Raw genomic sequence first — 8,678 nt, forward strand, 5'->3', positions numbered from 1 at the left:
GGATTTCCAGACGGCAAATTTGGGGATCGGCGCAGAATGTGTGAAAATCGCGCCATTCGTTCCTTTCGTTAGCCCCAACCCTATGAATGAGATCGTGAAAGGCAGTATCGATTTGATCCGTCAGCTCAACTACGGCCTGGTGTATGCCAGCCTGGAGGAGCACAAGGAGCTGTCCCGTACCGATCTGTCCCGTCTGACCGGCCTGTCGCCGGCCAGCATCACCAAGATCACCCGCGAGCTGCTGGACGGCGGCCTGGTGGTCACCTGCGGCGAGAGCTCGGTGGGGCGTGGCCGTCGCCAGACCCTGCTGCGCATCAACGAGCGCCGCTTCCAGTTTCTCTCCATGCGCCTGGGGCGCGGCTATGTGGACATGGCCCTGTTCGATCTCGCGGGTCACTCCCTGGCACGCCATCGCCATGTCTTCAACGAGGCGGAGCGTGCCGAGCTGCTGGCCAGCCTGGTGCGGGCCATCGAGGGCTTTTTGCCCAAGAAGGCGCTGCGTCTGGCCTGCATCGCCCTCTGCCTGCCCGGCCAGGTGGAGCGCCACTCCGGCATGGTCAAGCATTTTCCCTATTACGATCTGCGCAACTGGCCCCTCGGTCCCACCCTGCAGGAGGCCTTCTCGGTACCCGTGCTGGTGAGCGGCGACGTGCGCACCTGGATCCAGGCCGAGCGGGAGTGGGGCGCCGCCAGGAACTGCTCGGATGCGGTGCTGGTGTTCGTGCACAACGACATCGGGGTCGGCATGGTGGTCAATGGCCAGCTCATCGAGAGCGAGTCGGCTCTGCTCGGGGATCTCAGCCACCTGCAGCTCGAACCTTATGGCCAGCGCTGCTACTGCGGTGGCTTCGGTTGCGCCTGCACCCTCGTGACCAATCAGGCGCTGGAGGCGCAATATCGGGAGCTGCGCGAACGGATGCAGGAGTTCGATCTGCCCGAAAGCGTCACCATCCGCGAGCTGTGTGAGCTGGCGCTGGCGGGCAACAGCCTGTGTCAGGACATCCTGCACCAGGCGGCGGGCCGCCTCTCCCGGGTGCTGGCGAACCTCATCTGCTTGCTCAACCCGGGCAAGCTGCTGCTCGGGGGGGAGATCACCCGGGCCGATCGACTGCTCTTCCCCATGTTGCACCAGTCCCTGGCAAGCCAGTTGCCCGCCGAGTACCTGGTGCGCCTGCAGATTGAATCCACCCACTTCTACGAAGATCCCACCAAACCCACCTCGGTGCAGGTGCACAAGGCCCTGCGCGATGGCAGTCTGCTGCTCGACTTGTTGCGAGGCGACAAGGAGGCATGAGGCTCGGGTTGCAAGGACGCTTCCTGCTCATTCTCTGTCTGGTCAGTCTGTTGCAACTGGTGTTGCTGAGCGGGGCCAGCTACTACTATGTCGCCGAGCAGCGCTACCGTGAGGTGGGGGATCAGGCCCTGGATGTGGCACGGCTGGTGGCGCGGGAGTCCGGCGTCATCGCCGGGGTGAAGCGGGCGGATACGGTCCGCCTCAATGCCCTGGTGGAGCGGATCCGCGCCGAGGTCGGGGCCAGCTACATCGTCATCGGGGACAGGCAGGCACGCCGCCTGGTGCACCCCAATGCGGACCGGATTGGCAAAGCCATGGTGGGGGATGATCCCGAGCGTGCCCTGCAGGGAGAAGCCTATATCTCCAGGGCCCAAGGGTCCCTTGGGGTCTCGGTGCGCGGCAAGGGGCCCATCCGGGACGAGATGGGCAAGATCATCGGGGTGGTGTCGGTCGGCTATCTGGTGCGGGACATCGATGCGGATCTGCAGGGCTATTTGCGCTTTGGCCTGGCCATGACCTTGCTCATCGTGCTGCTCAACAGTGTCGCCGCCGCCTGGCTGGCCCGGCGCTACAAGAAGGCGATTTTCGGCTTTGAACCCGAGCAGATGGGGCGTCTCTATGCGGAGCTCGACTGTACCCTGCGCACGGTGCGCGAGGGGATCCTCACCATCGACGAGCAAGGGCGCCTCACCTCCCTGAACCCCAACGGCATCAAGTTGCTGCGCCTGGACGACACCACCGCCAGGAGCGCCATCGGACAGCCCATCGGTCACCTGCTGCCGGGCAGTCGCATGCTCTCCATCCTGCAAGAGCAGACCCCCCAGTTTGACGAGGAGATAGTGCTCAACGGCCAGTCCCTCATCGTCAACCGCTTGCCGCTGGTGCGCGAGGGCAAGCTGATCGGCGCCGTGTCGAGTTTTCGGCGCAAGGACGAGCTGGCGGAACTCAGTGCCCAGCTCTCCCAGGTGCAGGCCTACAGCGATCTGCTGCGGGTGCAGACCCACGAGCACAACAACCAGCTCGGGACCATCGCCGGCCTCATCGAACTCGGGGCCACCCGGGAGGCGCTCGCCTTCATCGGGCGGGAGGCGGCCACCGAGCAGACCCTGCTCGGCTTCCTGATGGGGGCCATCGCCAAACCCAAGGTGGCGGGGTTGCTGCTCGGCAAATACCACAGGGCCCACGAGCTCGGTCTTGAGCTCGTGATCGATCCCGATGCCTGTCTGCACGACATTCCTGCCCGTGTCAGCGGTTCCCAGCTGGTAACGGTGCTGGGCAATCTCATCGACAACGCCTTCGAGGCGACCCGCCGCCACGGTGCGCCCTATCAGCCCATCCGGGTTTCCCTGAGCGATCTGGGGCAGGATCTGGTGCTGGAGGTGGAGGATGGGGCTGGCGGCATCGACCCGCAGTTGGCGGACAGGTTGTTCGAACAGGGGGTCAGCAGCAAGCCCGAGCCAGGACACGGTATCGGGCTCTCCCTGGTGCGCAAGACCCTGGATGCCCTGCAGGGGGAGATCACCATCGAAGCCACGACGCAGGGAAGTTGCGTCGTCTGTTACATTCCCAAGGAGGTGTGAGTGATCAAGATCCTGATCGTCGAGGATGATCCCGCCATTGCCGAGATCCACCGCCGCTTCGTGCAGCGCCTCGCCGGTTTCGAGGTGCTGGGGGTAGCGTTGACCCTGTTCGATGCCAGGGAGCAGATAGGGATCCTCCGGCCCGATCTGGTGCTGCTGGATGTCTGGTTGCCCGATGGAGAGGGGTTCTCGCTATTGAGAGAGCTGCGCCAGGCGGGGGCGAGTCTGGATGTGATCCTGCTCACCGCGGCGCGGGAAGCTGCTGCCCTGCAGGAGGCGATGCGCCTCGGGGTGGTGGATTTCATCTTGAAGCCCGTGGTGTTCGAGCGGCTGCGCGGCACCCTGGAGAAGTACCGTCAGAGCATCGCCGCCCTGGCGGCGTTGGCCGACATCGACCAGCAGGCGGTGGACACCCTGTTCGGTACGCCGTTGCAGCAGGTGGCGGCAGAGGGACTGCCCAAGGGCATCGATGCTCTCACCCTGCAGCGGGTGCTGACGGCCCTGACTCCGGAGGCCGCCAGTGCCGAGGAGATAGGCAGCCGGATAGGGGTGAGCCGGACCACGGCGCGCCGCTATCTGGAATTTCTGGTGGGGCAGCAACTGGCGAGCCCAGAGCTCGAATATGGCACCGTCGGGCGGCCGGAGCGGCGTTACCGCAAGCCGTGATCCGGTCGCCCGGAACCTGCTGTCCAGACAAGAAAAGAGCGCCTTTCGGCGCTCTTTTTATCAGGGTTTGCTTCCCGTGGGCATCAAGGTCTCTGCGCGTTATGGGCAGGGTTCAGAGGTGGCAGAGGATCATCGATTCAGTGGCTGGTGGCAGGCTCCCCCTTGGGGGCCCGGCGAGCCTGCCACCACTGCCAGACGGGCAGCAGCAACATGGTCAGGGTGATCACCGTGAAGGCGAGGGTGATGGGGCGCTCCCACAGGAAGCTCAGGCTGCCGTCGTTGATCACCAGGGCCCGGCGCAGGTTGTCCTCCAGCATGCCCCCCAGGATGAAGCCGAGCAGCATGGGGGCCATGGGGAAGGTGAGCAGGCGCAGGCCGATGGCGAGCAGTGCAACGATGGCCATCACATGGATGTCCATGGTGTTGAAGGAGACCAGATAGACCCCGGTCAGGGAGAACAGCAGCACCATGGGGATGAGCACGGGGCGCGGCACCGCCAGTACCCGGGCCAGGTAGGGGATGAGGGGGAGGTTCAGGATCAACAGCACCACGTTGCCCAGATACATGGAGATGATCACCGACCAGAAGACGTCCGGATGCTCCATGAACAGACGCGGGCCCGGCTGGATGCCGTAGGCCACCAGGGCGCCCAGGATGAGGGCCGTGGTGCCGGAGCCCGGGATCCCCAGGGTCAGCAGGGGCACGAAGGAGCCGGTGGAGGCGGCGTTGTTGGCCGCTTCCGGGGCGGCCAGGCCGCGCAGGCTGCCCTTGCCGAACTGCTCCTGGCGCTGCTTGCCGGCGATGTTGCGCTCGGCCCCATAGGCCATGAAGGCGGCGATGGTGGCACCGGCTCCCGGCAGCACGCCGATGAGAAAGCCCAGCACCGAAGATCGGGCGATGGGAGGCGCGATCTCCCTGACCTCTTCCTTGCTGAGCTTGAGGCTGCCGAGCTGCTGCATCTGCCTGGCCTCTTCCTCGCTGTTGTCCTTGCCGGGGCGCAGCACCGCCATCAGGATCTCTGCGAGGGCAAAGGTGGCCATGGCCAGCAGCAGGAAGGAGAAGCCGTCACGCAGATCCGGCAACCCGAAGGTGAACCTGTCCACCCCGACGCTGCGGTCGATGCCGATGGTGGAGATCATGATGCCGAACAGCGCCATGATCAGCGCCTTGAGCACCTGCCCCTTGCCGGCAAAGGCCGCCACGGCGGAGAGGCCCAGCACCATGAGGGCGAAGTAGTCCGCCGACTGGAAGGAGAGGGAGACCTTGGCGAGCAGGGGCGCCGCCACCATCAGCATGATGGCGGAGAGGGTGCCGCCGGTGAAGGAGGCGTAGGCGGCGATGGCCAGCGCCTTGCCCGCCTGTCCCTTGCAGGCCAGGGGATAGCCGTCGAAGGCGGTGACCACGGTGGCGGAGCAGCCGGGGGCGTTGATCAGGATGGAGGAGGTGGAGCCCCCGAAGATGGCGCCGTAATAGACCCCCGCCATCAAGATGATGCCGGAGGCCGGATCCAGGCCATAGGTGATGGGGATCATCAGGGCGATGGCGGTGACCGGGCCAAGGCCCGGCAACATGCCGATAAAGGTGCCGATGAAGCAGCCAAGCACCACCATCATCAGGTTGACCGGCAGCAGTGCGGTGCCGAGTCCTTGCAAGATTCCGTCTAACATGGTGACTCCTTAGAAACCGAGCAGGGTGAACAGGCGACCCGGCTCCAGATAGACGTTGAGCCCCTTGGTGAGCAGGGCCCAGAAGCCGATGGAGAAGGGGACGCTGATCATCAGGCCGTAGCGCAGGCTGGGCTCACCGAGTACCCGGATGCCCACGCTCAGGAAGGCGATGGTCGAGAGCACGAAGCCAAACCAGGTGAGCCCCAGTCCGTAGATGACCATGAGCCCGAGCAGGATGAAGACCCGGCGCCAGTCCCCCTCTTCCCGGCGCAGGGGCTCGCCCCCGGGGAAGAGCACCAGCAGCAGGGAGAGCAGCGCCCCGATCCCTGCCAGGGCATAGGGCAGGGTGCTGGCGGTGAAGGGTTCGTATTCGTCGCCGGGGTAGCCCGGTATCTCGGTGGCGTAGTAGCCATAGGCGAGGGAAAGCAGCAGAAACAGCAGGCCCCCCAGTCGCTCCTTGGTAATGTTCATCTTTTGACTCCAACATGAGCGGCGGGCCTGCGCCCGCCTGCGATGGGACAGCGAGGGTTATTTGATGAAGCCGAGCTCGCGCATCAGGCCGCCGATCTGCTGCTCCTGGCCGTCGAGGAAGGCGGTGAACTCGGGACCTGACTGGTAGAGGTTGGTCCAGCTGTTGCGGCTGCGGACCACTTCCCACTCCGGCTTGTCGTACATCTGCTTGAGCAGGGCGGCAAACTCGGCGGATTTCTCCGGGCTGATGGTGGGGGAGGCGAAGTAACCGCGCCAGTTGGCGAAGACGGTGGGGTTGTTCTGCTCGCTGAAGGTGGGGATCTGCTCCGCCCCCGGCAGGCGTTTGTCGGAAGTGACCCCGAGGATCCGCATCTGGCCCGACTTGACCGCTTCCATTGCCTCGCCAAAGCCGGTGGAGATGGCCTGGGTCTCTCCGGCCAGCACGGCGGCCATGGCACTGCCGCCGGCATCGTAGGCGACGTAGCGCAGCTTGCTGGCGTCGGCTCCGGCGTTCTTGAAGGTCAGGGCGGCGACCAGGTGATCCAGGCTGCCACGGGCGGAGCCTCCGGCGATCTTCACCTTGGCCGGGTTCTCCTCGTAGGCGGCCAGCAGCTGGGCCCAGTTCTGATAGGGGGAGTCCGCTTTCACCGCCAGGGCCTGGTAGTCGGCGATGATGGCGGCCACTGGCGTCAGGTCACGGAAGGACTGGGGCAGCTCCTTGGAGAGGGATTTGACGATGATGGGGGTGGAGTTGACCATCAGGGTCTTGTCGGACTGGGCCGAGGTCTCGATGAGGTGGGCGATGGCCTTGGCGCCGCCACCGGCGGACATGTTCTGGTAGGAGACGGTCTTGACCAGACCGGACTTGGCCAGCACTTCACCGGTGCCGCGGGCCGTGGTATCCCAGCCGCCGCCAGCGCCGCCCGGGATCAGGAAGTGGACTTCGTTGATCTGGGCGTGGGCGCCGACGCTCAGTGCGAGCAGGCTACCGATCAGGGTGCGTTTGAGGGTTCCTTGCAACATGGTGATCTCCTTGTGATTGTTGCAGGAAGGTTAATTAATCATGTCTGATTGGAAAACAATCTGACCGTAATGGCTATTAAGGCTGTTGTGCCCATTGTGTTCATTCTGGTCACGGGCCACAGAAGGATGTGCACAGAGACGAGGCGCCATGGGCGCCTCGTCCGGCAAGGATCACTGGGTCGGTTTCGCCGCCGATGTGCTGACGTCCTCCTTCGCCTCCTGTTTCAGGGCATCGCTCGCCTGCTGGCGAAGAGCCACCTGCTCCATCACCAGCTTGTAGGCGATGTAGTACTTATAGATGTTGCCCACATAGGTGACCGTCTCGGGGCCAATCTTCTCCGCCGCCACGTACTCGACATTGTGGAACCAGACGTTGGGATCCAGCCCCCGTTTCCTGGCCTCGGCACGGAGCCTGGCTACCCGGGCGGGGCCGGCATTGTAGGAGGCGAACGAGAAGAGGGCCTTGTCGAGGGCGGTCATGGGCTCGTCCGCATAGTAGTGATCGATCATCCAGCGCATGTATTTGACGCCCCTGTGAATATTGGGCTCGAGCTGGCGGATGTCGCCGACCTTCAGCCCCTTGCCGGTGGCGGGCATGATCTGCATGATGCCGATGGCGCCCACATGGCTACGGGCATGATGGTTGAGGGCGGACTCCTGGTAGCCCTGGGCCGCCATCAGCAGCCAGTCCATGTCATAGCGTTCGCCATATTCACGGAACAGCTCGACCACCTGCAGGAATTTCTTGCGCTCCGCCTCGGCGGCGGCGCTTTTGACGAACTTGTTCTGCTTGAGATAACGGGCCAGGATCTCATCCCCCGTCGCCTTGCCGCGCAGCGCCTTGATCTGCTCGTTGAGCATGGCGAGCAACTGGGGGCTCTCCTTGCGCACCGCCCAGGCGATGACGCCCCCTTCCCGGAACACGGGGGCGTCGTGAATGGTGATTCCGGGGAAAATCTTTTGCCAGAAGCGGGCCTTGTGCTCGTCCATGACGATGAAGGGGAGCAGGCCTGCGTTCACCATCTCCACCAGATCTTCATCTTCGAGTACCTCCGAGGCGGGTTGGAGGTCGATGAGGGGCTCTCCCGCCGACTTGCGGGCCTGGTTGTAGGCCATGAGGCTACTCGTAGTAGCTGGAGGAGGGGCGCACGAAGACGCGCTGGCCCCCGAGATCGGCGGCGCTTTCCACCTTGGGGGAGAGGGGGCCGGAGACGAGCAGCTCCCGCACGTTTTCAAGCAGGGGATCGGTGAAGGCGATACCCTGCTTCTTGCGCTTGTCCGTGATGGTGAGATTGGCGGCGGCGATGTCGCCTTTGCCCTCGATGAGGGAGCTCAGCAGCGCTTCCCGGGCCACGGGAATGAAGACGAAGTGCACCTTGAGGTGGCGCTTGATCGCCTTTTGCTTGCGCAACTGTTCGTTGAGACGCTTTTCCACCTACATGAAGGCATCGTAGGTGACGCCCCGCTGCACGCCCTTGGTGATGAAGAGCCCCGTCTTGTTGTAGGTGGTGAGCACTCGGATGGTGCGCTGCTCCAGCATGACGTCGAGATCTCCCAGCCTGGGTCTGGCAAGCTCGTCCCCCTCAAAGCTCAGGGCGCTTTTCTCCGTCTCTGCCTCGGGGGCCACCTGCTTGCCGGATTCGGCCCCCCAGGCTGGCGTCAGGGAGCAGAACCACCAGATCACGACCATCCATGCGCGTTTCATCACTTACACCTCGCTCGTTTTATTGAGTGTAAGTGGCGCCTTGTGGGTGATTTAGCTTATTGGGTTTGATAGAGATGGCCCCATAGCACGATTTCCACTATTCCATCCAGGAGTGCCCGCCCATGAAAAAAGGAGCCCCGAGGCTCTAATGCCGATCAGTTAAGGATCCATTGACCGATCCTCAGGCTGTGTAAGAATCCGAAACTCCTTGTTGGGTTTCGGATTTTTTTATGCGTATCGACCAAGCTCTCGACTTCATTCACGCCTGTCCT

General features: G+C 63.8%; 6 protein-coding genes and 1 pseudogene. 3 read left to right on the top strand and 4 right to left on the bottom strand.

Annotation, left to right across the window (positions count from 1 at the left end; genetic code table 11):
- Window positions 1–82: 82 nt before the first annotated feature.
- Genes HKD46_RS17840 through HKD46_RS17850 form a run of 3 tightly spaced genes read left to right on the top strand, consistent with a single transcriptional unit; the run spans window position 83 to window position 3,540 of the window.
- Complete coding sequence (locus tag HKD46_RS17840; RefSeq protein ID WP_029314606.1) at window positions 83–1,294, top strand: ROK family transcriptional regulator; 1,212 nt, start codon at window positions 83–85, stop codon at window positions 1,292–1,294.
- Window positions 1,291–2,874, top strand: a complete 1,584-nt coding sequence (locus tag HKD46_RS17845; RefSeq protein ID WP_161469886.1) for a sensor histidine kinase — start codon at window positions 1,291–1,293, stop codon at window positions 2,872–2,874. The genes HKD46_RS17840 and HKD46_RS17845 overlap by 4 nt, the downstream gene beginning before the upstream one ends.
- On the top strand, window positions 2,875–3,540 hold the full coding sequence (locus HKD46_RS17850; protein ID WP_161469885.1) for a response regulator: 666 nt from the start codon (window positions 2,875–2,877) through the stop codon (window positions 3,538–3,540).
- Window positions 3,541–3,677: 137 nt separating this feature from the next.
- On the opposite strand, the gene HKD46_RS17855 is transcribed toward HKD46_RS17850, so the two are convergent.
- The 4 genes and pseudogenes from HKD46_RS17855 to HKD46_RS17870 form a co-directional block, all read right to left on the bottom strand.
- On the bottom strand, window positions 3,678–5,207 hold the full coding sequence (locus tag HKD46_RS17855; RefSeq protein WP_171865754.1) for a tripartite tricarboxylate transporter permease: 1,530 nt from the start codon (window positions 5,205–5,207) through the stop codon (window positions 3,678–3,680).
- Between the two features lie 9 nt (window positions 5,208–5,216).
- Window positions 5,217–5,678 carry a tripartite tricarboxylate transporter TctB family protein gene (locus tag HKD46_RS17860; protein WP_005300329.1) on the bottom strand — a complete coding sequence of 154 codons (462 nt, stop codon included), beginning with the start codon at window positions 5,676–5,678 and terminating at the stop codon, window positions 5,217–5,219.
- Window positions 5,679–5,735: 57 nt separating this feature from the next.
- On the bottom strand, window positions 5,736–6,701 hold the full coding sequence (locus HKD46_RS17865) for a tripartite tricarboxylate transporter substrate binding protein (protein ID WP_010674916.1): 966 nt from the start codon (window positions 6,699–6,701) through the stop codon (window positions 5,736–5,738).
- Window positions 6,702–6,872: 171 nt separating this feature from the next.
- A pseudogene (locus HKD46_RS17870) lies at window positions 6,873–8,406 on the bottom strand (transglycosylase SLT domain-containing protein).
- Window positions 8,407–8,678 lie beyond the last annotated feature (272 nt).

It is taken from the genome of Aeromonas sp. TW 6, from assembly GCF_013168745.1.
GTDB classification, from domain to species: domain Bacteria; phylum Pseudomonadota; class Gammaproteobacteria; order Enterobacterales; family Aeromonadaceae; genus Aeromonas; species Aeromonas caviae.

Coding starts and splice junctions, on each gene's coding strand:
- HKD46_RS17840 (WP_029314606.1), top strand. CDS start 83: ATGAATGAGATCGTGAAAGGCAGTATCGATTTGATCCGTCAGCTCAAC.
- HKD46_RS17845 (WP_161469886.1), top strand. CDS start 1,291: ATGAGGCTCGGGTTGCAAGGACGCTTCCTGCTCATTCTCTGTCTGGTC.
- HKD46_RS17855 (WP_171865754.1), bottom strand. CDS start 5,207: ATGTTAGACGGAATCTTGCAAGGACTCGGCACCGCACTGCTGCCGGTC.
- HKD46_RS17860 (WP_005300329.1), bottom strand. CDS start 5,678: ATGAACATTACCAAGGAGCGACTGGGGGGCCTGCTGTTTCTGCTGCTT.
- HKD46_RS17865 (WP_010674916.1), bottom strand. CDS start 6,701: ATGTTGCAAGGAACCCTCAAACGCACCCTGATCGGTAGCCTGCTCGCA.